Annotated in this window: 20 protein-coding genes and 1 tRNA gene; 13 read left to right on the forward strand and 8 right to left on the reverse strand. The window is 71.6% G+C overall.

Features of this window, described 5'->3' with window-relative positions; translation table 11 throughout:
- The first annotated feature begins 347 nt into the window (after nt 1–347).
- Together ACFW2Y_RS18730 and glmS are read left to right on the forward strand one after the other, a co-directional pair.
- Nucleotides 348–623 carry a hypothetical protein gene (locus ACFW2Y_RS18730; RefSeq protein ID WP_384880096.1) on the forward strand — a complete coding sequence of 92 codons (276 nt, stop codon included), beginning with the start codon at nt 348–350 and terminating at the stop codon, nt 621–623.
- A gap of 48 nt (nt 624–671) precedes the next feature.
- Nucleotides 672–2,489 (forward strand): glutamine--fructose-6-phosphate transaminase (isomerizing), encoded by a 1,818-nt coding sequence (gene glmS / locus ACFW2Y_RS18735; RefSeq protein WP_384880097.1) that lies wholly within the window; start codon nt 672–674, stop codon nt 2,487–2,489.
- A gap of 171 nt (nt 2,490–2,660) precedes the next feature.
- On the opposite strand, the gene ACFW2Y_RS18740 is transcribed toward glmS, so the two are convergent.
- Together ACFW2Y_RS18740 and ACFW2Y_RS18745 are read right to left on the reverse strand one after the other, a co-directional pair.
- Nucleotides 2,661–3,227, reverse strand: coding sequence for a GPR1/FUN34/YaaH family transporter (locus ACFW2Y_RS18740; protein WP_384880100.1), 567 nt, complete (start codon nt 3,225–3,227; stop codon nt 2,661–2,663).
- A gap of 174 nt (nt 3,228–3,401) precedes the next feature.
- Nucleotides 3,402–3,923 (reverse strand): universal stress protein, encoded by a 522-nt coding sequence (locus tag ACFW2Y_RS18745; protein ID WP_352017441.1) that lies wholly within the window; start codon nt 3,921–3,923, stop codon nt 3,402–3,404.
- Between the two features lie 316 nt (nt 3,924–4,239).
- Between ACFW2Y_RS18745 and ACFW2Y_RS18750 the strand changes: the two genes are divergently transcribed.
- The 7 genes from ACFW2Y_RS18750 to ACFW2Y_RS18780 all read left to right on the forward strand — a co-directional run bounded on the left by ACFW2Y_RS18750 (nt 4,240) and on the right by ACFW2Y_RS18780 (nt 12,562).
- Complete coding sequence (locus tag ACFW2Y_RS18750; protein WP_384880103.1) at nt 4,240–4,599, forward strand: hypothetical protein; 360 nt, start codon at nt 4,240–4,242, stop codon at nt 4,597–4,599.
- 421 nt (nt 4,600–5,020) lie between these two features.
- Nucleotides 5,021–6,181, forward strand: coding sequence for a helix-turn-helix domain-containing protein (locus ACFW2Y_RS18755; protein WP_384880106.1), 1,161 nt, complete (start codon nt 5,021–5,023; stop codon nt 6,179–6,181).
- Nucleotides 6,182–6,326: 145 nt separating this feature from the next.
- Entirely contained in the window at nt 6,327–6,929 is a 603-nt protein-coding gene (gene orn, locus ACFW2Y_RS18760) for an oligoribonuclease (RefSeq protein ID WP_384880109.1), read from the forward strand.
- 127 nt (nt 6,930–7,056) lie between these two features.
- Nucleotides 7,057–7,129, forward strand: a tRNA-His gene (locus ACFW2Y_RS18765).
- 328 nt (nt 7,130–7,457) lie between these two features.
- Complete coding sequence (aspT, locus tag ACFW2Y_RS18770) at nt 7,458–9,140, forward strand: aspartate-alanine antiporter (protein WP_384880112.1); 1,683 nt, start codon at nt 7,458–7,460, stop codon at nt 9,138–9,140.
- A gap of 16 nt (nt 9,141–9,156) precedes the next feature.
- Nucleotides 9,157–10,860, forward strand: a complete 1,704-nt coding sequence (gene aspT / locus ACFW2Y_RS18775) for an aspartate-alanine antiporter (RefSeq protein ID WP_384880114.1) — start codon at nt 9,157–9,159, stop codon at nt 10,858–10,860.
- 46 nt (nt 10,861–10,906) lie between these two features.
- A complete protein-coding gene (locus tag ACFW2Y_RS18780) occupies nt 10,907–12,562 on the forward strand; it encodes a bifunctional aspartate transaminase/aspartate 4-decarboxylase (protein ID WP_384880117.1) in 1,656 nt (551 codons plus the stop codon).
- A gap of 79 nt (nt 12,563–12,641) precedes the next feature.
- Here ACFW2Y_RS18780 and ACFW2Y_RS18785 read toward each other — a convergent pair whose 3' ends face one another.
- The 3 genes from ACFW2Y_RS18785 to ACFW2Y_RS18795 form a co-directional block, all read right to left on the reverse strand.
- The gene (locus ACFW2Y_RS18785) at nt 12,642–14,147 is read right to left on the reverse strand and encodes a cellulose binding domain-containing protein (protein ID WP_384880119.1); all 1,506 of its coding nucleotides are present in this window, start codon (nt 14,145–14,147) and stop codon (nt 12,642–12,644) included.
- Between the two features lie 153 nt (nt 14,148–14,300).
- Nucleotides 14,301–15,707, reverse strand: a complete 1,407-nt coding sequence (locus ACFW2Y_RS18790) for a sensor histidine kinase (RefSeq protein WP_384880122.1) — start codon at nt 15,705–15,707, stop codon at nt 14,301–14,303.
- Nucleotides 15,704–16,405 carry a response regulator transcription factor gene (locus tag ACFW2Y_RS18795; RefSeq protein ID WP_384880125.1) on the reverse strand — a complete coding sequence of 234 codons (702 nt, stop codon included), beginning with the start codon at nt 16,403–16,405 and terminating at the stop codon, nt 15,704–15,706. Before ACFW2Y_RS18795 ends, ACFW2Y_RS18790 begins: the two co-directional genes overlap by 4 nt.
- 87 nt (nt 16,406–16,492) lie before the next feature.
- On the opposite strand from ACFW2Y_RS18795, the gene ACFW2Y_RS18800 reads away from it, so the two are divergent.
- The gene (locus ACFW2Y_RS18800; protein WP_384880128.1) at nt 16,493–17,068 is read left to right on the forward strand and encodes a hypothetical protein; all 576 of its coding nucleotides are present in this window, start codon (nt 16,493–16,495) and stop codon (nt 17,066–17,068) included.
- A gap of 3 nt (nt 17,069–17,071) precedes the next feature.
- Here the strand turns inward: ACFW2Y_RS18800 and ACFW2Y_RS18805 are convergent, their stop codons facing one another.
- Together ACFW2Y_RS18805 and ACFW2Y_RS18810 are read right to left on the reverse strand one after the other, a co-directional pair.
- Nucleotides 17,072–17,938, reverse strand: coding sequence for a spermidine synthase (locus tag ACFW2Y_RS18805; protein ID WP_384880131.1), 867 nt, complete (start codon nt 17,936–17,938; stop codon nt 17,072–17,074).
- Nucleotides 17,939–17,981: 43 nt separating this feature from the next.
- Nucleotides 17,982–18,419 (reverse strand): hypothetical protein, encoded by a 438-nt coding sequence (locus tag ACFW2Y_RS18810; protein WP_384880134.1) that lies wholly within the window; start codon nt 18,417–18,419, stop codon nt 17,982–17,984.
- Nucleotides 18,420–18,644: 225 nt separating this feature from the next.
- Here ACFW2Y_RS18810 and ACFW2Y_RS18815 point away from each other — a divergent pair, with 225 nt between their 5' ends.
- The gene (locus ACFW2Y_RS18815) at nt 18,645–19,925 is read left to right on the forward strand and encodes a tetratricopeptide repeat protein (protein ID WP_384880137.1); all 1,281 of its coding nucleotides are present in this window, start codon (nt 18,645–18,647) and stop codon (nt 19,923–19,925) included.
- A gap of 51 nt (nt 19,926–19,976) precedes the next feature.
- On the opposite strand, the gene ACFW2Y_RS18820 is transcribed toward ACFW2Y_RS18815, so the two are convergent.
- Nucleotides 19,977–20,573 carry a histidine phosphatase family protein gene (locus tag ACFW2Y_RS18820; RefSeq protein ID WP_384880140.1) on the reverse strand — a complete coding sequence of 199 codons (597 nt, stop codon included), beginning with the start codon at nt 20,571–20,573 and terminating at the stop codon, nt 19,977–19,979.
- Nucleotides 20,574–20,718: 145 nt separating this feature from the next.
- On the opposite strand from ACFW2Y_RS18820, the gene ACFW2Y_RS18825 reads away from it, so the two are divergent.
- Nucleotides 20,719–21,597 (forward strand): phosphatase PAP2 family protein, encoded by an 879-nt coding sequence (locus ACFW2Y_RS18825; protein WP_384880142.1) that lies wholly within the window; start codon nt 20,719–20,721, stop codon nt 21,595–21,597.
- Entirely contained in the window at nt 21,491–22,708 is a 1,218-nt protein-coding gene (locus ACFW2Y_RS18830; protein ID WP_384880145.1) for a hypothetical protein, read from the forward strand. The genes ACFW2Y_RS18825 and ACFW2Y_RS18830 overlap by 107 nt, the downstream gene beginning before the upstream one ends.
- Nucleotides 22,709–22,726: the final 18 nt, after the last annotated feature.

Consider the following 22,726-nt stretch of genomic DNA (forward strand, 5'->3'; position numbering starts at 1 on the left):
CCCGGGCGGCCCGGGGGCGGGGGGGGGGGGGGGGCCGGCCGGGGGGGGGGCGCCCCCCCCCCCCCCCGACTCCGGCGGTCGCGAAGAGGAGCAGGGATCCGATCAGACGTGGAATCGTTCGGCGCTGTCTCACAGGCGGGCTCCCTCGGGTGGTCGACACGTCCGTCGTTCTGTTGATCGTCACGTCCTGATTCTGTATATCCCCTCGGCCGCCCTGCGTATCGCCCTCTGCTCCGAAGGGCATGGTCTGGACCAAGGGGCCCTTTCCGCTCGCGAAACGGACCCACCCTGCCCGATTTCGGGCAGGATTCTTGCAAAGGGAGGGGGAAAGCCCTCAATATTCACGGGTGCTCGAACACCGCCCGTCGCACGACGACCTCATCGACCATCTGGTCCGCAGCACTGCGCTCCAGCGCGGCGAGGCCGCCCGGGTCGTGCTCGACGTGCTGGCGTACTTCGACGAGACGACCGAGGAGTTCGTCCGCCGCCGCCACCGCGAGCTGCAGTCCGGCGGCGCCGTGAACGCCGCGATCTTCGAGCGCATCGCAGCGGAACTGCCGCACCGGGCAGTGGCTCCGCCGGAGCTCTCCCTCCGGCAGCTGCGCCGCATCGTCTACGGCTGAGCACCGTCCGCTCGGGCACGTCCATCAACCTGGAGGGGTTTCACCTTTATGTGCGGAATTGTCGGTTACATCGGTAAGCGCGACGTTGCCCCGCTGCTGCTCGAGGGCCTGGCGCGCCTCGAGTACCGGGGGTACGACTCGGCCGGCATGGTCGTCACCAGCCCGAAGTCCTCCGGCCTGAAGATGGTCAAGGCCAAGGGGCGCGTGCGCGACCTGGAGGCCCGCGTCCCCAAGCGCTTCACCGGCACCACCGGCATCGCCCACACCCGCTGGGCCACCCACGGCGCCCCCAGCGACATCAACTCGCACCCGCACCTCGACCCGGAGAACAAGGTCGCGGTCGTCCACAACGGCATCGTGGACAACGCCCAGGAGCTCCGCGCCAAGCTGGAGGCCGACGGCGTCGTCTTCGCCTCCGAGACGGACACCGAGGTCATCACCCACCTGATCGCCCGCTCCCAGGCCGAGACGCTGGAGGAGAAGGTCCGCGAGGCGCTCAAGGTCATCGAGGGCACCTACGGCATCGCCGTGATGCACGCCGACTTCAACGACCGCATCGTGGTCGCCCGCAACGGCTCCCCGGTCATCCTCGGCATCGGCGAGAAGGAAATGCTCGTCGCCTCCGACGTCGCGGCCCTGATCGCCCACACCCGCCAGGTCGTCACCCTCGACGACGGCGAGATGGCCACCCTCAAGGCCGACGACTTCCGTACCTACACCACCTCGGGCGCCTCCACCACGGCCACCCCCGAGACCGTCGAGTGGGAGGCCGCCTCCTACGACATGGGCGGCCACGACACGTTCATGCACAAGGAGATCTCCGAGCAGCCCGACGCGGTCGACCGCGTGCTGCGCGGTCGCATCGACGACCGCTTCTCCACCGTGCACCTGGGCGGCCTGAACCTGGACCCGCGCGAGGCCCGCACCATCCGCCGGATCAAGATCCTCGGCTGCGGCACCTCGTACCACGCCGGCCTCATCGGGGCCGGGCTCATCGAGTCCATGGCCCGCATCCCCGCCGACGCCGAGCCGGCCTCCGAGTTCCGCTACCGCAACCCGGTCGTGGACCCCGACACCCTCTACATCGCCGTCTCCCAGTCCGGTGAGACCTACGACGTGCTCGCCGCCGTCCAGGAGCTCAAGCGCAAGGGCGCCCGCGTCCTCGGCGTGGTCAACGTGGTCGGCTCGGCGATCGCCCGCGAGGCCGACGGCGGCGTGTACGTCCACGCCGGCCCCGAGGTCTGCGTGGTCTCCACCAAGTGCTTCACCAACACGGTCGTCGCCTTCGCGCTGCTCGCCCTGCACCTCGGCCGCATCCGCGACCTGTCCGTCACCGACGGCAAGCGGATCATCGAGGGCCTGCGCAAGCTGCCGGCACAGATCGAGGAGATCCTCAAGAACGAGGACGAGATCAAGCAGCTCGCCAAGGAGTACGCGGGCGCCCAGTCGATGATGTTCATCGGCCGCGTGCGCGGCTACCCGGTCGCCCTGGAGGCCTCCCTCAAGCTGAAGGAGATCTCCTACATCCACGCCGAGGCCTACCCGGCCTCCGAGCTGAAGCACGGCCCGCTCGCCCTCATCGAGCCGGCTCTCCCGACGGTCGCGATCGTCCCCGACGACGACCTGCTGGAGAAGAACCGCGCCGCCCTGGAGGAGATCAAGGCCCGCAGCGGCCGGATCCTCGCGGTCGCGCACCAGGAGCAGGAGAAGGCGGACCACACCATCGTGGTCCCGAAGAACGAGGACGAGCTCGACGCCATCCTGATGGGCATCCCGCTCCAGCTGTTCGCCTACCACACCGCGCTCGCCATGGGCCGTGACATCGACAAGCCGCGCAACCTGGCGAAGTCCGTCACCGTCGAGTAGGCCCCAGAGACGTCGCGGCCGAGGCGCGGCGCCCGGGCCTGTCCCCCGGACGCCGCGCCCCTCCGGGCCTGTCCCCCGGAACCTCGGCCGGACACCCAGCGGTCCCCGTGCACACACCTCCCGTGCACGGGGACCGCTGTTTCCCGGGCGCCCGCCCGGGCGCCCCTCCCGTCAGCCGGCGGCCGGGGCGCTGTCCCCCGCCGCGCGGCGCAGGGCCATCGGCCAGCCGGCGACCGCGGCCGTGGCGCCGTACCAGGCGACCAGACCGGCGACCGCGGCGACCCAGCCGCCCGCCTTGCCGAGACCGCCGTTGTCCGCGAGGGCGCCTATGCCGAGCAACAGCAGCGCGACGAACAGCAGGCCGTAGACGCCCTGCCCGAAGAGCCCGCTGCCCGAGGCCGCCATGGTCAGCGTGAGCGCGAGGAGCGCCCACAGGAGCAGGAAGAGCCCCATGGCGTCGGCCGAGGCCTGACCGCCCGCTCCGCTGCCCCAGGTGAACCAGAAGGCGCCGAGCGCCGCGTACGCCGTGCCTTCGCCCTTGTCGCCCGCGCGTAGGGCGAGCATTCCGACGAGGAAGAGGGTCACGCCGCCGACCCAGGTGGCGAGACCTGCGGCATCCGTTGCCGCGACGTTGTCGATGACTCCGGTCCCACCCAGGCCGAAGGCCAACAGGGTCAGTCCGAGCGCCAGGTGGCCGAGCGTGGAGACGGTGTTTCCCGCGGCGACTTCGTTGTTCACGGCGGGCTCCCTTCAGGTGTGCAGTTGTCCTGCGTGAGCTGCTGCGTTCCGTGGCCTTTATCTACCCTTCACAAGCACACAATTCACCTGAGGGAGGCCGAATTTATGTCTGGATGACGTCAGTTGAGGGAGCCACCTGACGGGGCGAACGAAACGGGAGGGAACCGGCCCCGGTTACGGGATGACGATGACGGGCCGCTGCGCACGGCGCGCGAGGCGCCCCGCGACCGAGCCGAAGATCCGGCCGACGATCCCGTGCGTGGAGCCGACCACGATCGCGTCGGCCGAGTACTCGCGGCCGACCTCCTCCAACTCGTGGCAGATGTCGCCGCCGCGCTCGACCAGGATCCACGGCACCTCGGCGAGGTGCTCGGCGCAGGCCAGCTCCAGACCGAGGACCTCGGTGCGGTGGTCCGGGACGTCCACGAAGACCGGGGGCTCACAGCCGGCCCAGACCGTGGTGGGCAGTCGATTCGCCACGTGCACGATGATCAGGCCCGATCCGGAGCGACGGGCCATGCCGATGGCGTACGCGAGGGCACGCTCACTGGACGTGGAGCCGTCGAAGCCGACGACCACCCCGTGCCGGAAGGCAGGGTCGCAGGCATGACGTGGCTGTTCCACCGCGAGGGGGTCGACCGTGGAGTCGGCGACGCGCTTGCGGTCCGCGGGTTCGGGGAATTCGTGACCGGCCATCGGTGTCTCGGCGAAGAGGGTCCTCGTGAGAAGGAACGGGAAAGGGGGACGAACGGCGGGCGGCGGTGGAGCTGTGTCCGGGAATCATCTTCCCAAGCCCATACCCCCAAGGGTACGGCGACACTCCTCTCCTACCCAGAGCCCGCCGCCTCACTCCCGGCGTTCCAGGGAGCATGCACGAGGGGTTCGACATCTGGCAATGCCGGATGTGCCCTACAGACGTCCCCGCGGGGCCAAACGGACGTCGCCGAGAGTGACCGGAACGTTCCGTTCCTCGTTGCCACAGGTCCAGCCCACCGTCGCAGGGAGACCGCCCGTGCCCGCACCATCGACCGCTGCCGGCCAGACCTCCGCAGCCCCCACCCCCGCGGTCGGCGCGCCCCGCGGTCGACGCCGGGCGCCCGCCGCCTCCCCGGCCTCCGGTGCGGAACCGGCCCCGGAGACGGCGACGGAAACGGAGACGGAGACGGCGGAGCAGGCCGGCGACATCGTCCGCTGGGCGGCCTTCTGCTGCGTCCTGGTCCCCGTGGTGCTCCTCGCCTACGGCACTTCGCTCGGCGGGGCCGCCGGGACCGCACTCGGCTTGGTCTCGGTGACGGCGACCTGCCGGCTGCTGCTGCGCCGCTCGGAGCGCGGACTACGGGCCGAAACGGTCCGTTCCGGGCACCGGAACTAGCTCCCGAGGGGGCTCGGAGCGGCTCCGCACCCCTTCGAGTTGACAGGTTCGCACACCCGACCCCATATGTTTTCGGCCAAGTTCCATTTATCGATGGATCGGTGGCGGAACGGTTGGCCAACCCTGCCTGCAGGAGCCCCGGAAGCCTTGCCGCGAAGGCCCACACCCCCCTCGTACGGGGGCGTTCGGCACGAGGCGACATCCCCCGGGGGGCGCCGGAGGGATGGCCGCGCGATCGATCGCTTCGCGCCAAGTGGCCTTGTCGACAATCCACCGGATGGAGAACTTGTCACGCCGGTGGCACGGGACACAGTAGATTCGATCATGGGTACCGAAGACTGGGGTCTCGTGCAAAACCGAGGGGAAACGTGCAGGAGCGACACGACCAGGGAGACGCGAACACCGAGGGGGGCTTAGCGTCATGAGCCAGGACTCCGCCGCACCGGAGGCCGCACGGAAGTTGTCCGGGCGCCGCCGTCGCGAAGTCGTCGCGGTGCTGCTGTTCAGCGGCGGCCCCATCTTCGAGAGCTCCATCCCGCTCTCCGTGTTCGGCATCGACCGGCAGGACGCCGGAGTGCCCCGCTACCGGCTGCTCGTATGCGCCGGCGAAGAGGGGCCGTTGCGGACCACCGGCGGGCTCGAACTCACCGCGCCGTACGGCCTGGAGGCGATCAGCCGTGCCGGGACCGTCGTCGTCCCGGCCTGGCGGTCGATCACTTCGCCGCCACCGCCGGAGGCGCTCGAAGCGCTGCGCCGCGCACACGAAGAAGGGGCCAGGATCGTCGGGCTGTGCACCGGGGCGTTCGTCCTCGCCGCGGCCGGACTGCTCGACGGCCGTCCGGCGACCACGCACTGGATGTACGCGCCGACGCTCGCCAAGCGCTACCCGTCGGTCCACGTGGACCCGCGGGAGCTCTTCGTCGACGACGGGGACGTACTGACCTCCGCCGGAACCGCGGCCGGAATCGATCTCTGTCTGCACATCGTGCGGACCGACCACGGCACCGAGGCCGCGGGTGCGCTCGCGCGCCGGCTGGTCGTGCCGCCACGACGCAGCGGCGGTCAGGAGCGCTACCTCGACAGGTCTTTACCGGAAGAGATCGGCGCCGACCCGCTCGCCGAGGTCGTCGCCTGGGCACTGGAGCACCTCCACGAGCAGTTCGACGTGGAGACCCTGGCGGCCCGCGCCTACATGTCACGGCGGACCTTCGACCGCCGGTTCCGTTCGCTGACGGGTTCCGCCCCGCTCCAGTGGCTGATCACCCAGCGGGTGTTGCAGGCGCAGCGGCTCCTGGAGACCTCCGACTACTCGGTCGACGAGGTCGCCGGTCGGTGCGGCTTCCGCTCCCCGGTGGCGCTGCGCGGCCACTTCCGGCGGCAGCTCGGCTCCTCGCCGGCCGCCTACCGGGCGGCGTACCGCGCCCGCCGACCGCAGGGTGAGGCCGGCACGGCCCTGCTCGAACCCGCGGTGCCGGCCCAGGGGACCGCGGGGCTCCGCAGGGCGCTGGAACCGGGCAAGCCCCCGTCGGACGCGTACGCACCCGGCCGGCCGGCCCTGCCGGGCCAGCGCAGCGCGCCGTAACCAGACCGCCGCCGCCACAAGCGGCGCGATGCAGGACCGACGGGCCCTCGGGGACACCTCCCCCGGGGGCCCGTCGGCCCGTCCGGAGAAAGCCCGCGCCGCGCGGCCCGGCCCGATCGGCGGCACACGCCCTAAGGTAGGACGCATGAACGATCGCATGGTGTGGATCGACTGCGAGATGACCGGGCTCTCGCTGACGGACGACGCACTCATCGAGGTGGCCGCGCTGGTCACCGACTCGGAACTGAACGTGCTCGGCGACGGGGTGGACATCGTGATCCGCCCGCCGGACGCGGCCCTGGAAACCATGCCGGAGATCGTGCGTCAGATGCACACCTCCTCGGGACTGCTCGACGCGCTGGCCGACGGGACCACCCTCGCCGACGCGGAGGCCCAGGTCCTCGCGTACGTCCGGGAGCACGTGAAGGAGCCGGGCAAGGCACCACTGTGCGGGAACTCGGTCTCCACCGACCGCGGCTTCCTCGCCCGCGACATGCCCGCCCTGGAGGGCCACCTTCACTACCGGATCGTGGACGTCTCCTCGATCAAGGAGCTGGCCCGCCGCTGGTACCCGAGGGCGTACTTCAACAGTCCGGAGAAGAACGGCAACCACCGGGCGCTCGCCGACATCCGCGAGTCGATCGCCGAGCTGCGCTACTACCGCGAGGCCGTCTTCGTCCCGCGGCCCGGCCCGGACTCGGAGACCGCGAAGCAGATCGCGGCCCGCCACGTGCTGCCCGCGGAATGACCGCCCGCTCGCGCCTCCGACCCCTTCGGAAAACCCTCCGGGGAAACGCGGGCGCGAGCACCCCCCAGAACCCTGTAGACTTCTTCTCGGCCGGTCGGGGAAACCTTCGGGAAAACCGCCGGTCGTGGTGGGTATAGCTCAGCTGGTAGAGCACCTGGTTGTGGTCCAGGATGTCGCGGGTTCGAGTCCCGTTACTCACCCTGAAGGCAGAGGCCCCGGTTCGAAAGAACCGGGGCCTCTGTGGTTTCCGTACGCCCCCGCCCGGCGTGGAGGGAACGGGGCCGCCACTTCCACCCGACCCGACGTTCGACGTGACGGAGCACACACAGGAAGTCCGCACCCGGGGCGGACCGCTGTCGACCGCACCCCACGGGCGGCCGTCGCGACGGCGCCCCGGCACATCTGATGGCTTCCGCGCACCACCACTCGTACGGGTGAGGCGTTGATCCACTCCATCCACACCCCTGCTAATTTCCCCTTATGTCGCATATTTCAAGATTCAAGACATATCGGGCAGGGTGAGGCCGTGTGGGAGTCCTGCGTGACAACCCGGAACTCGCCCTCTTCCTCTGCCTCTCGGCCGGCTACCTCCTCGGCAAGCTCCGGGTCGGCCCGATCACGCTCGGCGGCATCTGCGGCACGCTGATCGTCGCCCTGCTCCTCGGCGCCTGGACGAAGATCACCCTCTCCGAGGACGTGAAGACGATCTTCTTCGCGCTCTTCATCTTCTCGCTCGGCTACCTGGCGGGTCCGCAGTTCTTCGCGAACCTCAACCGGAAGAGCCTGCGCTTCTTCGTCCTCTGTCTGATCGAGGTCGTCTGTGTCGTCGGCATCGCCCTCGGCCTGGCCGAGGCCTTCGATCTCGACGTCGGCACCGCAGCCGGCATCCTCGCCGGCGCGGCCACCGAGTCCGCGGTCGTCGGCACGGCCACCGAGGCCATCGGTCAGCTCTCCGACCTGACCCAGCAGCAGATCGCCCAGTACCAGGGGCACGTGGCCACCGCGTACACGGTCTGCTACCTCTTCGGCCTCGTCACCATCGTGATCTACACCAGCCAGATCATGCCGATGCTGATGGGCATCAACCTCCGCGACGCCTCCCGCTCCCTGTGGGAGCGGATGCGGGGCTCCGGCGGGGGCCTGGAGCCCGACGAGCGGGAGGCGCTCCCCGGCATGGTCGGCCGGACGTTCCTGGTCACCGTCGCGGACGGCGCCGCCGTCTCCCAGCTGGAGCAACGGAACGGCAACCGGGTCACCATCGAGGCCGTGAAGCGGGGCGACAAGGTCCTCACCCCTCCCCCGCCGGACTTCGAACTGACCCTCTCCGACCTGGTCCTGGTGGTGGGGCGCCGGTCCAACATCATCGCGGCCGGACGCCAGATCGGCCCCGAGACCCCGGCGATCCCCGGCCTGGACACCCCGCTCGCCACCACCCAGGTGGCCCTGACGGACCGGTCTGCGGTCGGCAAGTCCCTGGACACCCTGGCCGGGGAGCATCCGGAGTTCACCTCGGGCGGGGTGTACGTGACGGACGTGCTGCGCAACGAGCAACACCTGCCGGCGACTCCGGAGACCGTCGTGCACCGCGGCGACGTGCTCACCCTGGTGGGTGCCCGCTCGGGCCTCGGCAGGCTGGCGTCGAAGGTCGGTGCGACCGTGAAGAACGACGCCACCGACTTCATCTACCTGGGCCTGGGCATCGCCTGCGGATCCCTGCTCGGGCAGGTCGTGGTCACCTTCGGCGACGTCCCGATGTCCCTCGGCACCGGCGGCGGCTGTCTGGTCTCCGGGCTGCTCTTCGGCTGGTTCCGCTCCCGGACCCAGACCTTCGGCGCCTTCCCCCCGCAGGCCGCCACCACCCTGAAGGACATGGGCCTCGCGATCTTCATCGCCTGCACCGGCCTGGTGTCGGGACCGCAGGCGTGGCCGCTGCTGAAGGAGTACGGGGTGCTGCTGCCGTTCGCGGGGATCGCCATGGTCCTGGTGCCGGCGACGATCTCGCTGATCGTCGGCCGCAAGCTGCTGAAGATCGAGGAACCGCTCCTCATCGGTGCGATCGCGGGCCAGCAGTGCTCCACACCGGCGATCACCTCCGTGACGCAGGTGGCACAGAGTTCGGTCCCGATGCTCGGCTACACGATCACGTACACGCTCTCGAACTTCCTGCTCCCGCTGACCGGCCCGCTGCTCGTCGGCATCCTCGGGGCCTGAGGGGAGGCATCGCCACATGACCGACTTCCTCAACCGGAACGTCTTCGACCCCCATCCCGAGCTGCTGGTCTTCCTCACCGTCGCGCTCGGCTTCCTCTTCGGCAAGCTCCGCTACAAGGCGATCGCGCTCGGCGCCGTCACCGGCTGCCTGGTGGCGGGGCTCCTGATGGGCGCACGCTTCGAGATCACCATCGACGACACGATGAAGAACCTGTTCTTCACCATGTTCCTCTTCGCCCTCGGCTACAAGGTCGGCCCCCAGTTCTTCCGGGGGCTGAAGAAGGACGGCCTGCCGCAGGTCGTCAACGCGGTCGTGGTCTGCGTGACGGGCCTCCTGGTCTCCTGGGGCTTCGCCGTGATGCTGGGGTACGGCCCCGGGCTCTCCGCCGGCCTGCTGGGCGGTGCGCTCACCCAGTCCGCCGTGATCGGCGTCGCCCAGGACGCCATCGGGAACCTCCCCGGACTCTCCGCCGACCAGATCAAGACCGAGGGCAACCTGGTCGCCATCGGCTACGCCGTCACCTACCCGCTGGGCACGATCCTGTGCGCGATGCTCCTCGCCAACGTCCTGCCCAAGCTCTACCGACGGGACCTGGCGGCCGAGTCGGCACGGCTGGCGGCCGAGCTTGACGCCCCGGGAGACAACCCCGACCTGGCCGACGGCTACTACGAGGTCGTCCTCCGCGCCTACGAGATGGACCACTCCCCGCTCGTCGGCCGCACCATCGACGACTTCGAGAACCAGCAGAAGGAGCTGGGACACCGCATCTACATCACCCGGGTGCGGCGCGGGGGACGGATCCTCGCGCACGACCAGCAGACCGTGCTGCGGTCCGGAGACGTGCTCGCGGTCAGCGCCCTGCGCGGCTCGCTCGTCGACTTCGACGCCGGCACCCAGATCGGTGCCGAGACCGATGACGTGGAACTGCTCGGCTACGAGACCGAGACGCTGCACGTGGTCGCCTCGGAGAAGGCCCACCTGGGGCAGACGGTCGCCGAGCTGCGCCGGGAGCCGTTCATGGTCGGCGTGTACATCGACAAGCTCTACCGATCGGGTGCCGAGTTCCCTTACCGGCTCTCCACGAAGCTGGAGCGCGGCGACACGGTCGTCCTGAGCGGTCCGAAGCGCTTGGTGGACCCGGCCGGCAAGGCGATCGGCACACCGGTGCCGACCTCCTTCGCTACCGACATGCTCTGGGTGGGCCTCGGCATCTTCCTCGGCGGCTGCATCGGCATCCCCGCCCTGACCCTCTCGGGCGTCCCGATCTCCCTGTCCACCTCCGGCGGCGCGCTGATCATGGGCCTGGTGTTCGGCTGGATCCGCGGCAAGTACCCGACGTACGGGAACGTGCCGCCGGGGGCCCAGTGGTTCATGGACACCCTCGGGCTCTGCCTCTTCGTCGCGGTCGTCGGCATCAACGCCGGGCCGAGCTTCACCAGCGGTCTGTCGGCGGCCGGCTGGGGGCTCCTCGTCTGGGGTGCGGTGGCGACGGTGGTGCCGCTGATCGTGGGCTTCCTCGTCGGCCACCACGTCCAGAAGATCCGCTTCCCGATCCTGATGGGCGTCCTGGCGGGCGGCCAGACCACGACCGCGGCGATCGGCGCGATCAACGAGCAGTCCAAGTCCCAGATCCCGACCCTCGGATACACGATCCCCTACGCGGTGGGCAACGTCCTGCTGACCATCTGGGGCGCCGTGATCGTCATCCTCAACCACTGACCCCGCCCCCCCGACCCGAGCCCCCCACGCAACCAAGGAAGTCACCGTGCCCAAGACCACGTTCACCCGCCAGGAGATCCAGTCCTTCGCACAGCTTTCGCCGTTCGAGCTGAAGGACAAGTTCCTCCAGATCGCACGGGCCGCCCAGGAGGGCGAGCCCGGCCAGAAGGGGAAGTCACAGAGCCAGATGCTCAATGCGGGCCGCGGCAATCCGAACTGGGTCGCCACCGGCCCGCGCGAGGCGTTCTTCGCGCTCGGCCACTTCGCCCTCGCGGAGTCCCGCCGGGTCTGGACCGCCGACAACCTCGGCGGCATGCCCGAACTCATCGGCTCCGGGGGCCGTTTCGACGCCTTCGTCCGCCGTCACCCGGACCTGCCGGGCATCGAGATGCTGCGGGACTGCGTGGAGCACGCGGTCGGGCGCTTCGGGTTCGACAAGGACGCCTTCGTGCACGAGCTGACCGACAGCACGATCGGCGACAACTACCCGGTACCGGACCGGATGCTGCCCCACGTCGAGCAGATCGTCCGCGGCTACCTGCACGACGAGATGTTCGACGGGCGACCGCCGGCCGGGAACCTGTCCCTGTTCGCGACCGAGGGCGGCACCGCCGCCATGTGCTACGTCTTCGACTCCCTGCTGAAGAACGGGATCCTGCAGAAGGGCGACCGGATCGCGCTCATGGTGCCGGTCTTCACCCCGTACATCGAGATCCCCGAGCTCGACACCTACGAGTTCGACGTCGTCACCGTCCGGGCGAGCCTCTTCGCGGAGACCGGCGTGCGCGAGTGGCGCTACCCGGCGGAGGAGGTCGAGAAGCTGGCCGACCCCTCGGTCAAGCTGGTCTGCGTCGTCAATCCGTCCAACCCTCCCTCGCTGGCGATGAGCGAACGCGTGGCGCAGCAGATCAAGGACGTCGTCGCCGGCCCGAACCCGAACCTGCTGATCGTCACGGACGACGTGTACGGCACCTTCGTGGAGGGCTTCCGCTCGCTCGCGGCCGACCTCCCCCGCAACACGCTGCTCGTGTACTCGTACTCCAAGCACTACGGCTGCACCGGCCACCGGCTGGGCGTCATCGGCCTGCACGACGACAACGTGATCGACGAAATGATCGCGGACCTGCCCCGGGCGGTGAAGGACCGACTCGACAGGCGGTACGGCACGCTCTCCCTGGAGCCGGCGAAGATCCGCTTCATCGACCGGCTGGTGGCCGACTCCCGGCAGGTCGCCCTCAACCACACGGCCGGGCTCTCCCTGCCCCAGCAGGTGATGATGGCGCTCTTCTCCCTCTTCGACATGCTGGAGGAGGGCCAGGCCTACAAGCGGAAGATCCGGGACATCGTGCGGCAGCGGCTCGACCTGCTCCTCGAAGGCGCCCAGATGAAGATCGCCGGCGACCCCGAGCGGGCCGGGTACTACATCGAACTCGACCTCCTCGCAGAGGCGGAGCGGGTGCACGGCAAGGACTTCGCGGACTTCCTGGAGAAGAACTACGAACCGGTGGACCCGCTGTTCCGGCTCGCCGAGCAGACCAGCGTCGTCCTCCTCAACGGCGGCGGCTTCGACGGCCCCGAATGGTCGGTCCGCGTCTCGCTGGCGAACCTCGACGACCTGGACTACCTGAAGATCGGCCATCACCTGCGGGCGATCTTCAACGACTACGCGGAGGAGTGGAAGCTCTCGCGGGCGCCCTCGTAGCCGGAAGGGGACGCGCCCCGGTCGAGGGGGGTGGGTGGGGCCGACCGGGGCGCGCGGGTGGGGGGACTCGGGGGTCCGGTCACTTGTAGGCGGCGAAGGCCTTCGTGAAGGCCAGCGGCTGCTGGAGGATCGAGGAGCAGGTGGCGTCGGCGTGGTTGACGGCGCCCGCGGCGCACTGCTTGTCGCGCGTCGAGGACCACATCGAGAGCCAGCCGATCCCCTTGGACTTGGCGAAGTCGACGAGCTGGGTGGCATCGGCGACCGTGAAGACCTCGCTGGCGACGTCGTTGACGCCGATCATCGGGGTGACGGCGACGGCCTTCCAGGCTGCGGCGTCGGAGAGCCCGAGAACGCCCTTGACCTGGGCGTGGGTCGCCGTCGCGGCCTGGACCGCGTACGTCCCCATGTCGCCGCTGTACGCCGGTCCGTAGTCCATCGCCATGATGTTGACGGCGCCGATGCGGACGCCGTTCTTCTTCGCGTCGGCGAGCAGGTCGACGCCCGGCTGGGTCAGGCCCTCGGGCATGACGGGCAGGGTGAAGGAGACGTCGAGTCCGGGGTGGGACTTCTGGAGCTGGGCGATCGCCTGTGAACGGCGGGTGTTGGCGGCGGTGTCGGGCAGCGCGGCGCCCTCAATGTCGAAGTCGACCTTGGCGAGCCGGTACTGGTCGATGACCTTGCCGTAGGCGGCGGCGAGCGCCGAGGGGGTCGAGCAGTTCAGGGCCAGCTCGTGGCCGGCGGCACCGCCGAAGGAGACCCGGACGTCACCGCCCTTGGCGCGCAGGGCACCGATCTGGGCGGCGACCCTGTCGTTCGCCAGGTCGGTGACCCCTCCCCACAGCGGGGCGCAGGAGCCGCCGGAGGTGATGAAGGCGAGGTTGAACTCCTTCACGCCGGTGGCGTCGGCGGTCGCGAGCAGGTCGTACGCCGGGTAGAGCGAGGTGTCGACGTACGGGGCGTACCGGGCGGCCGTGGCGGGGGCACCGGTCGTGGTGGGCGTGGGGGTCGGGGTGGCGGTGGGCGTGGGGGTCGCCGTGCCGGTCGGCTTCGGGTCGGTGGTGGAGGTCGGCCGCGGGCTCGCGGTGGCGGTGGTCGACGGGGTGGCGGTGGGCTGCTCGGTGGGACGTCCGCTGGGGGTGGGGGTGGCGCCCCCGGCCGAGCAGGCGGCCTTGTTGATGAGGCAGTTGACGGGGTCGTCGGCCCGGCCCTGCGCGGAGGTGACGAAGCCGACGGTGACGGACTGACCGGGGGCCAGCTGCTTGTTCCAGCTCGCGGGCTTCACGGTGACGTGGGTGCCGGAGACGGTGTGCTCGCCGTTCCAGAGCGAGCCGATGGTCGTTCCGGCGGGGAGGTCGAACTCCAGGGTCCAGTCGGACTGGGCGGCGGCCGTCTCGTTGGTGACGACGTACTGGCCGGTGTAGCCGCCGGTCCAGGAGCTGGTCCTGGTGTAGGCGGCGCCGACGGAGGCGGCCTGGGCGGTGCCGGTGAGCGCGAAGGCGGCGCCGCCGACGACCGCTGCCGCGACGGCCGCTCCGACGGCCTTGGTCCGGATGCTCGTCCTGCGCCGGTGCGAACTCGTGGCCATCGCGTGCCTGCCTCTGTGTGCCGGGGGTGGGGTGCGGCAGCACGCTAGCGAGGGGGAACCGGACAAAAGCCTTTCCGGGGAGCGGGATTGGGATCCTTAGGCTCCGCTTAAGGAAGGCATCGGAACCACGAAAGGTTGGCTCCGGCGCAAGGCTCATGCACCAGCCGGCCGGCGGGCCTCCGGAGCCTTGCGCCGGCGGGCGGTCCGGTGGCCGCGGCGCCCCGTGGCGCCGCCCGGGCGCCGTCCGTCGAGGCCGATCCAGATCCGCACCTCGGTGCCGCCGAGGACCGAGTGGCCGATGCGGACGTCGCCGCCGGTGCCTTCCGCCATCCGTCGCACGATGTCGAGTCCCAGGCCCGTGGATCCGTCCCGGCCGCCGCTGTTGCCCCGGGCCAGCGCGGCGGCCGGATCGACGATGCCGGCTCCGGCATCGGAGACCAGGATGATGACGGCGTCGTCCCCGTTGTGGACGTCGAGGGAGAAGGCGGTGCCCTCGGGGGTGTGCCGGAAGACGTTGCCGAGCAGGGCGTCGAGGGCGGCGACGAGTTCGGGGCGGGCGACCGGGATGCGGACCGGGCGTTCGACGCCCGCGACCCGGACCCGCCGCCCCTCGTCCTCGGCGAGCGCCGACCAGAAGTCCATCCGTTCCCGGACCACTTCGGCGGCGTCGCAGCCGGCACCGGGTCCGGTGGCCTGGGTCTGCGGCTTCGCCTCCCGGGCCGTACGGATGATGGTGTCGACCTCGCGTTCCAGTTGCTCGACGGCCGTGCGGGTCTGCTCGGCCGCCGGAGAGGAACCGAGGGAGGCCGCGTTGAGCCGGAGCACGGTGAGCGGGGTCCGGAGCCGGTGGGAGAGGTCGGCGGCCAGCTCGCGTTCGTTGGCGAGCAGTTGGACGACCTGGTCGGCCATCGAGTTGAAGGCGACGGCCGCCGACTTGAGCTCGGTCGGTCCCTCTTCGGGAACCCGTGCCCCGAGCTTGCCCTCGCCGAGGTCGTGGGCGGCGCCCGCGAGCCGCTGGGCGGGTTGGACCATGCGGACGCCGAGGCGGTCGGCAACGGCGACGGAGCCGACGACCAGGGCGATCCCGACGCCGGCGAGGACGAGCCAGGCGGTGGTGACGCCGTTGCTGACCTCGCCCTCGGGGACGAAGAGTTCGACGACGGCGACCTGACCGCTGCTGAGCGCGGTCGGCTGGAGCAGGGCGAAGCCACCGGGGACCTCGGCGATGGAGGCCCGGCCGAGCCGGCGGGTGGCGGCGAGTTCCTCGGGGGCCGCGCGCCGGCTCCCGATTTCCAGCGGCGCACCGACGGGTTCGGCGGCGGGCACGTGGATGGCGAGCCGCCCCGCGGCCCCGTCCTCGGTGGTGGCGACGGCCTTGTCGAGCTCCTCGCGGTCGGTGGTGATCGCGAGGACGGGGGCCAGCCCGGCGGCCCGGCGTTCCGCGTTGGAGAACGCCCGGTCACGGGCCATCTCCTGGACGACGAGCCCGAGGGGGACGGCGAAGGCGAAGACGACCATGACGGTGACGGCCAGCGACACCTTGACGAGGGCCCATCTCACGGCTGCGGCTCCCGGGGCGGTTCCAGCTTCACGCCCACCCCGCGCAGGGTGTGCAGATAGCGGGGCCGGGCGGCGGTTTCACCCAATTTGCGGCGCAGCCATGACAAATGCACGTCGATGGTCTGGTCGTCCCCGTAGGCCTGCTGCCAGACCTCCGCCAGCAGCTCCTTGCGAGGGACGACGACACCGGGGCGTCCGGCGAGGAAGGCCAGGAGGTCGAACTCCCGCCGGGTCAGGTCCAGCGGGGCCCCGTCCAGTTCGGCCTGACGGCGCAGCGGGTCGACGGTGAGCCCGCCGACCCGGAGGACCGGGGAGGACGGGGGCTCGCCGGCGGCGCCCCGGGAGCGGCGCAGCACGGCGGCCATCCGGGCCGAGAGGTGGTCGACGGAGAAGGGCTTCACCAAGTAGTCGTCCGCCCCGGCATGCAGCAGCCGCACGATCTCGGCCTCGTCGTCCCGGGCGGTCGCGATGATCACTGGGACGTCCGTGATCCCGCGCAGCATCTTGAGCGCCTCGGATCCGTCCAGATCGGGCAGACCGAGGTCCAGGATCACGACGTCGAACCGGAAATGGGCGACCTCGCGCAGCGCCTCCAGGGCAGTGCCGACGCTCCGTACCGCGTGGGAGGCATCGGACAGCTGCCGAATGAGGGCGGAGCGCACGAACGGGTCGTCCTCGACCACGAGCACACTTGCCATGGGCGGCACCGTACGCCATTCGAGTGAGCGCCCGGGCAAGGTCCACCCTCCCGCACCGCCCCGGGACGGGTGGTGCACTATGTCCCGGTGCGAAGAGGACTCGTTCACGCCCTGGCCTGGTCGCTCGCCACCGGCGCGGCGGTCACCCTGTCCTGGTGGGGGGTGCACACCGTGTTGTCCGGCACGGTGTACGACCCGCCGCGCGCCCTGCCCCTGCCGGTCGGCACCACCGACGTGCCGGACGCGGCGGGCACCGAACCCCTGACCTCCTCCACCCGGCGGCCGGAGGGCACCCCGCCCGCCGCACCGTCCCCTGCGGAACCCGCTCCGAGCGGGACCACCGCCCTTCCCGCTTCCCCGACCGCGTCCCCTTCGCACCGTCCCGCACCGACGACCAGTGCCCCCGTCGCCCCGCCCACCGGATCGGGCTCCGGCTCGGAAGTGAAGACGTACCCGGTGGACGGCGGCCGGGTCACCTTCGACCTCGGGGAGTCCTCGGCCGAACTGGTCGCGGCGACGCCCGCGTCCGGTTGGCAGATGCAGGTGTGGAAGCAGCCGACCTGGATCCGGGTCACCTTCACCAAGGACGGCCGCGAACTGTCGGTCTTCTGCCTGTGGCACGACACCGCGCCCCGGGTGGAGATCGAGGACCGACAGGCGTAGGGATCAGCGGAAGACGGAGGCCGGCGGCGCGGGCGAGGGCTTGGCGCTCGCGTCGGTGACGGGCGCCGCTCCCCCGGCGAAGTCGGCGAGCGCACGACCGTGTTCCACCCGGCCCGGATGCGGATCGGTGGCGACCCGGCGGGTCAGTTCGGCCACCGGCAGCTCCCGGTCGGAAGCGAGCAGCACCGCGTTGCCGAAGCGGCGCCCCCGCAGGACCGTGGGGTCGGCGACCAGCGCCAGCTCGGGGAAGACGGCGGCGGCGGTGGCGATCTGGCCGCGCAGATGGGTCAGGGGCGGCCCGTCGGCGAGGTTCGCCGCGTAGCGGCCGTCGGGACGCAGCACCCGCCGCACCTCGGCGAGGAACTCGGTGCTGGTCAGGTGGGCCGGGGTGCGCGCCCCACCGAACACGTCGGCGATGACGAGGTCGGCCCAGCCGTCCTGGACCTTGGCGAGGCCGGCGCGGGCGTCGACGGAACGGACCCGGATGCGGGCACCGCCGTCGAGCGGCAGCTCCCGACGGACGAACTGGACCAGTGGGCCGTCGAGCTCCACGACCTGCTGGGTGGAGCGGGGCCGGGTCGCGGCGACGTACCGGGCGAGGGTGAAGGCGCCGCCGCCGAGGTGCACCACCTGGATCGGCCGGTTCGGCGGGGCGGCGAGGTCGGCGATGTGGCCGAGGCGCCGCTGGTACTCGAAGGAGAGGTGCGCGGGGTCGTCGAGGTCGACGTACGACTGGGGGGCGCCGTCGATGAGCAGCGTCCACCCCCGGGGGCGCTCCCGATCGGGTACGAGTTCGGCGAGGCCGCCGTCGACGGTCTCGGCGACGGGGGCGGTCGCAGCCGCCCGGTCCCGCTGCTTGTTCCTGGCCACGGAGCCATTATCGGGCCAGGCGCGAAGGGCCCGCCCGACGGCCTCAGCGGCAGCCGTCGGCCGCCTCGATGAGCCGGGCCGCCTCGCCGAGCGCCTCGCGCAGCACGGCCGGATCGGTGACGGGGTCGGAGTCCCCCGGAGGGAGCAGCCAGCCGGCGGGGCGGGGGGCGTCGCCCGCCGGTTCGGGCAGCTCCGGCAGCTCGGGCAGGCGCAGGCCGCGGCCGGAGGTCCGGGTGCAGGCGCTGCCCGGCATGTCCCAGGCCGCGGCGGTGCCCGGCGGCACCAGGAAGCCGAGGGTGTCGCAGGTCCCGTCGTGGACGACGGGACCGACGGCGGGGGCGGCGCCGCGGCGCAGGATGTCGACGGCCTCCAGTCCCTGCCGGACCGGCACGGTCACCAGGTCCCAGGCTCCGGCGGCGGTCTGGGGCCCGTCGGCCCCGGGGGCGGGCCGCGTGGCCGACTGCGAACCGATCTCCGACATGGAACCCCTCCTCGCTACGAGAGGAGACACGTTTCGTCTCTCCCCGTACGGTTCAACGCCCGCGCGCGTCAACGGCTACGGCGCCATGCCGCCGCAAAGGATGGCAGTTCATGGCAGATCGCAGGCGAGATATCCGATTTGTAGTCAAACCCAGCGTGCGCATCCGGTCACAGCGGGTACGTTCTTGCCGCCGGACCACCCGGCTGCACCAGAGAGGGCTCGGCCATGGCGATGTCACGGGCAGTTCCCAATCTCGCCTTCCGTCGGCTCCGCGGACAGCGCTCGCCGGCGGAGTTCGCCGCGGCGGTCCGCCGGGCGGCACGGGAGATCGGCGAACAGGTCGCGTGCGACGCCCGCTACATCGGACGCGTGGAAGCGGGCGAAATCCGCTGCCCCAACTACGCGTACGAGCGGGTTTTCCTGCACATGTTTCCCGGTTCGGACCTCTCCGACCTGGGGTTCTCCGCGCGGGAAACGGTTCGCGGCAGGCGACAGGCCGGAGCATCGCCCCCCGCCGCCCTCACCAACCGGAACGATGAGGAGAGCGACGTGCTGCGTCGCGCATTCATGACGAGCGGCTCCGCCACCCTGGCGGTCGCCTCGCTCGGACTCGGCGGCCCCGCCGTCGCGATCCCCTCCCCCCGCGGCACCCACCGGATCGGCGAGGCCGAGGTGCGGGCCGTCGAGGACGCCGTGCGGCAGATCCGGCTGGTCGACGACCGGCACGGCGCCGACGGGCTCTACAAGACGGCCGTCCAGCCACTCCGCGCCGCGTACGCGCTGCTCGACACGGGCACCATGTCCCGGCGCTCGACCGAGGAACGGCTGCATGCGGGCGCGGGTGAGCTCTCCCTGTCCGTCGGCTGGCTGGCCCACGACTCGGGCCGGCCCGAGGACGCCCGCTCGCACTATGCGGAGGCCCTGGCCACCGCACGCGTGGCGGGGAACGCAGCCCTGGAGGCGCACGCCTTCTGCAACGCCTCGTTCCTGGCCCGGGACACCGGCCGGTACCGCGAGGCGGTCCGTGCGGCGCAGGCGGGCCTGCGGGCCGCCCGCGCACTCGACTCGGCCCGGCTGCTCTCCTTGCTCTCCCTGCGGGAGGCCGGCGCATGGGCGGGGCTCGGCGACCGGTCCGCCTGCGAACAGGCCCTCGGCCGGGCGCACGGCTTCTTCGACCGGGGCCCCTCCGACGGCGACCCGGAATGGATGTCCTTCTTCGGCGAGCCGGAGCGGGAGGCCCTGGAGGCCCAGTGCTGGTCGGCGCTCCACGAATGGGGCAGGGCGGCCCGCCACGCCCATCGGGCCGCCGTGCTGCAGAACCCGCACTTCGCCCGGAACCTCGCGCTCTACCGGGCCCACCTGGCCAAGGACCTGGCACACGCCGGTCGACCGGACGAGGCCGCGGCCGAAGCGCGGCGCGTCATGGACTCCCTGGACGGCATCGCCTCGGCCCGGATCCGGGGCCTGCTTTCGGAGACCGGTCGGGTGCTGGCCGGCACCCGCTGACCGGAACGCCGGCCGGGCCTCGACCACCCCCATCGGCCGGGGCCCCGGGCTTCACCGCTCCAAGTGGCCGGTGTCGTTCCACCGCTCGACCGCCGGAGCCCCGTACGCCCAGCCCAGGACCGACAGGCTCGTCGGGTCGAGGCGGACGCGGGAGGCGAAGGAGACGTCCTCCCCGAGCCAGCGCGCGCCTATGGAGCGCAGGATGTGGCCGTGGGCGAAGACCAGGACGTCACGGTCGGCGGAGCGGGCCCACTCCACGACCTCGTCGGCGCGGTCCGACAGCTGGGCCAGGGTCTCCCCCTGGGGGACCCCGTCGCGCCAGATGAACCACCCCGGCTGGATCTCCCGGATCTGCTCCGGGGTGAGCCCCTCGTACGCCCCGTAGTCCCATTCCATCAGCGCGTCCCAGGGTTCGGCCCGGTCGCCGAAGCCGGCCAGTTCGCAGGTCTCGCTCGCCCGGACCAGCGGGCTGGTGCGCACGTCCACACCGGGCAGGTCGTTCCAGGGGGCCCGGTGCAGTCGCTCCCCGAGCAGCTTCGCGCCGCGTCGTCCTTCGTCGAGCAGCGGGATGTCGGTCCTGCCGGTGTGCCGACCGAGGAGTGACCACTCGGTCTGGCCGTGTCGGGCGAGCAGGATGCGCGGTGCCATGCGAAGGACGCTCCAGAGGTTCACGGTGCGGACGTGCCTCCTTCCATCATCTCCCACGTGAATCGGAGGTGGCGTCCGGGCAACCTGCGGGGGCCGTTCTGCGTCCCCCCGCCCGGGGCGATCACCGACCGGGGGGAACACATCCATGCGCAGGCCACGCTGGTGGGCGGAGCTGTCGCTGATCGTCGTCGTGTACGCCGCCTACTCCGGCGGGCGGCTGCTGGTGCGGGGCGACGAAGCCTCGGCCATCGAGCACGGGCTCGCGCTCCTGCGGTGGGAGCAGGTGCTCGGGATCGACGTCGAGGCCCCGCTGAACCGTTTGTTCACGGACGTCCCCGCGCTCGGGGTCCCGGCGGACTTCGCCTACGCCTCCCTGCACTACCTGGTGACCCCGGCGGTCCTGGTGTGGCTCTTCCACCGACGCCCCGGGCGCTACCGGGCCGCCCGCACATGGCTGATGGCGTCCACCCTGCTCGGGCTCGTCGGCTTCACGCTGCTGCCCACCTGCCCGCCCCGGCTCCTCGCCCCGGTGCACGGCTTCACCGACACGATGGCGCACTTCAGCGCGTACGGCTGGTGGGGTGCGGAGGCCAGCGCGCCGCGCGGCCTCGGCGGTCTGACGAACCAGTACGCGGCGATGCCCAGCCTGCACGTCGGCTGGGCGCTGTGGTGCGGGGTGATGCTGTGGCGACACGGGCGGACGCCGGCCGCCAAGCTCCTCGGAGCGGCGTATCCGCTGGTCACCACGGTGGTCGTGATGGGCACCGCCAACCACTACCTGCTCGACGCGGTGGCCGGGGCCGCCGTGATGGGCGCCGGTTCGCTCCTCACCCCGTACGTGCTCCGGCTCGCCGACGGGCTGCGCGGCAGGGCGGAAGCGTCCCCGGTTGTCGGTGGTGGATGCGAGACTTCCACGGGTGAGCGCATCCCTGGACAGCGGTCTGTCACGACCACCGCAGACGACACCCCGGAGCGGGGCGTCCCCGGAGCGAGCGGAGCCGCAAGCCCGGGGAAGGCTCGCTGAGCTGCGCGGCCCGGCCGTGGTGCCGCGCCCGCTCGACGCCAGGGCGATCGCGGCGCTCGCCGCCAACCCCGGCTGTCGACGGCGGGCCCTGCTGGACGGGGCCGGGATCGACAAGTCGGCCCTCGCCGCGAAGCTCGGCTCGCCCGCCCCGTTCGGCCAGTCGCAGTTCGCGATCGTCCGGGGCAACTCCTTCGAGGCGAAGGTCAAGGCGGACGGCGGACGCGAACTGCTGCGGCTGATCGGTGTCGAGGAGCCGGGCGAGGTGTCCGTGCCGGACCTGTCGGCGGCCGGGCCCACGGGGCGGGTGGCGCGGACCGCGCTCGCGCTGCGGGAGGCGACCGGAGCCGGAGCCTGGACGCTGCTCGACCATCCGTTGCTCGCCCTGGAGGTGGCCGGCGCGCCGGTCTACCTGGAGCCGGACGCGGTGGTGGTCCGTCCGGACGGCGGGTGGACGGTGGTGGAGATCAAGTCGTTCCCGATGGTCGACGGTTCGGCCGATGCGGCAAAGGTGGGCGCCGCCGCCCGTCAGGCCGCCGTGTACGTGCTCGCCCTGGAGCGGGTCGCGGCCCGCACGGAGGGTGCGCGGGTCGCGCAGTCGGTATTCCTGGTCTGCCCCAAGGACTTCTCCAACCTGCCGACGGCCTCGATGGTCGACGTGCGCAAGCAGCGTTCGGTGACCCGTCGGCAATTGGCCAGGCTGACCCGGATCGACGAGATCGCCCGGGCCCTGCCGGAAGGCATCGACTTCGACGTGGCGGAGCGGACCCAGGAGGAGTTGACGAAGGCCGTGGAGTGCGTGCCCCACCAGTACGCGCCGGAGTGCCTGGCCGCCTGCGAGTTGGCCTTCCACTGTCGGTCGCGCTCCCGGGAGGCGGGCGCGGTGGAGGTCCTGGGGCGTTCGGTGCGGGGCGAGCTGGGCGGTCTGAGCACCGTCGGCGAGGTTCTGGCGGCGGCACGCGGCGAGGGGGGCTCCCCCGGTGCGGGAGCAGCGGGGGACGCGGCCCCGGAGGATCCCGCGGTCACCGCCCTGCGCCGGGCACGGGCACTGCGCGAGGAGGCGCTGGCGTCAAGGCCCTCCGGCGCCCCCGGGGAGGGCTCGTGTCCCTGCTGAACCGTCGTTGTCGTGCCG

The organism is Streptomyces sp. NPDC058877 (genome assembly GCF_042742855.1).
GTDB lineage: Bacteria > Actinomycetota > Actinomycetes > Streptomycetales > Streptomycetaceae > Streptomyces.

Bases quoted from the DNA above. Each gene is read 5' to 3' on its own strand.
- ACFW2Y_RS18815 (WP_384880137.1), top strand. From the start codon at position 18,645: ATGGCGATGTCACGGGCAGTTCCCAATCTCGCCTTCCGTCGGCTCCGC.
- ACFW2Y_RS18755 (WP_384880106.1), top strand. From the start codon at position 5,021: ATGAGCCAGGACTCCGCCGCACCGGAGGCCGCACGGAAGTTGTCCGGG.
- ACFW2Y_RS18810 (WP_384880134.1), bottom strand. From the start codon at position 18,419: ATGTCGGAGATCGGTTCGCAGTCGGCCACGCGGCCCGCCCCCGGGGCC.
- orn (WP_384880109.1), top strand. From the start codon at position 6,327: ATGAACGATCGCATGGTGTGGATCGACTGCGAGATGACCGGGCTCTCG.
- ACFW2Y_RS18820 (WP_384880140.1), bottom strand. From the start codon at position 20,573: ATGGCACCGCGCATCCTGCTCGCCCGACACGGCCAGACCGAGTGGTCA.
- glmS (WP_384880097.1), top strand. From the start codon at position 672: ATGTGCGGAATTGTCGGTTACATCGGTAAGCGCGACGTTGCCCCGCTG.
- ACFW2Y_RS18745 (WP_352017441.1), bottom strand. From the start codon at position 3,923: ATGGCCGGTCACGAATTCCCCGAACCCGCGGACCGCAAGCGCGTCGCC.
- aspT (WP_384880114.1), top strand. From the start codon at position 9,157: ATGACCGACTTCCTCAACCGGAACGTCTTCGACCCCCATCCCGAGCTG.
- ACFW2Y_RS18825 (WP_384880142.1), top strand. From the start codon at position 20,719: ATGCGCAGGCCACGCTGGTGGGCGGAGCTGTCGCTGATCGTCGTCGTG.
- ACFW2Y_RS18795 (WP_384880125.1), bottom strand. From the start codon at position 16,405: ATGGCAAGTGTGCTCGTGGTCGAGGACGACCCGTTCGTGCGCTCCGCC.
- ACFW2Y_RS18785 (WP_384880119.1), bottom strand. From the start codon at position 14,147: ATGGCCACGAGTTCGCACCGGCGCAGGACGAGCATCCGGACCAAGGCC.